The sequence below is a fragment of the Borreliella californiensis genome (assembly GCF_014205885.1).
In the GTDB taxonomy this organism is placed as follows: domain Bacteria; phylum Spirochaetota; class Spirochaetia; order Borreliales; family Borreliaceae; genus Borreliella; species Borreliella californiensis.
On sequence record NZ_JACHFB010000028.1, the window covers coordinates 1 to 2078 of the forward strand.

Annotated in this window: 3 protein-coding genes and 3 pseudogenes; 2 read left to right on the forward strand and 4 right to left on the reverse strand. The window is 28.2% G+C overall.

Annotated features, from left to right (window positions below; all coding sequences use genetic code 11):
- Positions 1 to 122, reverse strand: a pseudogene (locus HNP67_RS07280) (BBA14 family lipoprotein); the annotation flags it as partial.
- Positions 123 to 172: 50 nt separating this feature from the next.
- Here HNP67_RS07280 and HNP67_RS06710 point away from each other — a divergent pair.
- On the forward strand, positions 173 to 424 hold the full coding sequence (locus HNP67_RS06710) for a BlyB family putative holin accessory protein (RefSeq protein WP_419465727.1): 252 nt from the start codon (positions 173 to 175) through the stop codon (positions 422 to 424).
- A gap of 55 nt (positions 425 to 479) precedes the next feature.
- Here HNP67_RS06710 and HNP67_RS06715 read toward each other — a convergent pair whose 3' ends face one another.
- The 3 genes and pseudogenes from HNP67_RS06715 to HNP67_RS06725 form a co-directional block, all read right to left on the reverse strand.
- Entirely contained in the window at positions 480 to 788 is a 309-nt protein-coding gene (locus HNP67_RS06715) for a BlyB family putative holin accessory protein (RefSeq protein ID WP_184125783.1), read from the reverse strand.
- 3 nt (positions 789 to 791) lie between these two features.
- The gene (locus HNP67_RS06720) at positions 792 to 992 is read right to left on the reverse strand and encodes a BlyA family holin (RefSeq protein ID WP_184125785.1); all 201 of its coding nucleotides are present in this window, start codon (positions 990 to 992) and stop codon (positions 792 to 794) included.
- 75 nt (positions 993 to 1067) lie between these two features.
- A pseudogene (locus HNP67_RS06725) lies at positions 1068 to 1885 on the reverse strand (DUF685 domain-containing protein).
- Between the two features lie 61 nt (positions 1886 to 1946).
- Here HNP67_RS06725 and HNP67_RS07285 point away from each other — a divergent pair.
- Positions 1947 to 2078, forward strand: a pseudogene (locus HNP67_RS07285) (phage terminase large subunit family protein); the annotation flags it as partial.

Here is a 2078-nt window from a genome sequence, read left to right on the forward strand (position 1 = left end):
TCATATTTAGCTAAAGAGTTTAGTGTTTTAATAAGTGGAGGTTTTGGTTCTTCTGGTAGGCTAGCAATAGTAGTACAACATAACAGCAAAGTAAGTAATAAGTAGTTTATCAGTTTAAGTATCAGGCTTAACCAACATAGCTAAAACTAATGCAAACATAGATCATAATTACATTAATACTTTTAGCAGTGTAATAGATTTTTTCTACAAAACATATATTGGAACACTAAAATCCATGCAAACAGCCGAATCAATGAAAATATTTGAAGAAATACAAGACATATTAAAATACAATATTGAAATAATAGAAGCTACTTCCAGTGACAAAAGTAAAAAAATTATCTCTTCAATTAAAGCAAAACGAAACAAAATCATGAAAGAGTATATTAATACTCTTAAAAAAGAGGTGAAAATGCTTAATTAATCGCTAATCCAATAGTGTTATTTTCATTATTTGTTCTCTCTTTGTAGATAGGTTTTCATTCCTGATTAAATTTTAGATCATTAGATATTTTTAGATTTTTTTCATCAGAATTAACTAGATCAATACAGTGATTGATTTTCTCATTTATTGGAGCGAGTGTATTAGTTATTGTTGGGGTTAATGCACTCTCAAGTCTTTCTATATTTGTTTTATAGATTAATTTGTAGTAAGCATATAGTTCATAAACCAAAAAGAATCCTTTATGTGCAATTTCATCAAATTCATCTTCAAATTTAGAAAATATGTCAATAAGGTTTGATATAGACTTAAGTCCAGCTTCAAGATTATCTTTAGATAAGTTCATTACTTAATCTCTTTTTTTAATACGAGTATTGTCATTACCATTGCCATTCTTAAAAATCTTGCCTATTGCTATAGTCAATATATCTTTTAGTAAAGGTTTTAGAAGAATTAGTACTCCAAAAATTAGTACTGTGGCAAAAATCATTACTGCTATAAGTTTAATTTCGTTTAAATTGATAAGAAGTTCGGTTATTTTAATATCCATTTTTAATCCTTAATTTTAATTTTTTAGTTTTATATGTATATTATATATCAAAACCATAATTTTTGTTAAAAAAGTTTACAGTTTAAAAAGATATGGGACTGGATTTCCTGATATGTAGACTCTTTTTTGAATATACCATCCTTTGTACACAGGAACTCTAATAGATATTGAAGAGGACCCTTTATGAGTATAAACTAGTTTTTTTCACTTTCGTCGGAATACCTTAGATATAATGATTTGTTCTCATTGCTGCGATGTTCTATGTCAATATCAATATCAAGGTAAGTTAGTTCATCGTCAAGACTTTTATGACAAACAAGAGTAACATCAGAATATCTTTGCATATTAATAGCTATTGCGCTATTGCTGTATTCATACGGATAAAACGTAGTTCCATTAGTATTATAGAGTATCTGAGAATAAGTAAAGCCCGATGGTAAGCCAAGTAATTGTTTAGGAACGGGTGTTTTTTCAATAGTGCCGAAAATACGAAGTGTTAAAAGATAGTCATCTTTAGATAGGGTGGTAGACGATATGCTATCTGTAAAGCGCGATTTAATTTTACTGAAAAGATTAGAAAGCTTATCAGAATCATTGCTAATTAGTTTGTTTATTATTTTAGTATAAATTGTTTCTACAAAATCTTTATTGGCCGCAAGCTCTTCGGCAATTGTAGATTTAATTATCTCTTTAAAATAGTCTAATCCTTCTCCTTTAAATATTTTTTCTCTAGAAGTTTTTAAAAAATTTTCATAAGTAATAGAGTTGCTACTTGCAACTCCATCATCAAGTAGTAAAAGATCATTGTTATTAACGATTTTAACCCTATTTAAATCTTTTATTTGAACCGTTTCTTCTTCATCAATTAGTAATTTTTCTTGATCATCAGCCATAAAGCCCCCGTAGTTGTTAAAAGTTATAATATTGTTGCCATCTTTATTATTAATTTTGAGTACTGAAAATTATGTGTTTACTAGCCCAATAGCATATATAGATCCAGCATTTGTATTGGAGGAGATAACACCGCATTATGTGTTATGGAGCGAGTTGATGATAAGTATTATGCTTTTGTATTTCAAGATCAGC

Coding starts and splice junctions, on each gene's coding strand:
- HNP67_RS06715 (WP_184125783.1), bottom strand. CDS start 788: ATGAACTTATCTAAAGATAATCTTGAAGCTGGACTTAAGTCTATATCA.
- HNP67_RS06720 (WP_184125785.1), bottom strand. CDS start 992: ATGGATATTAAAATAACCGAACTTCTTATCAATTTAAACGAAATTAAA.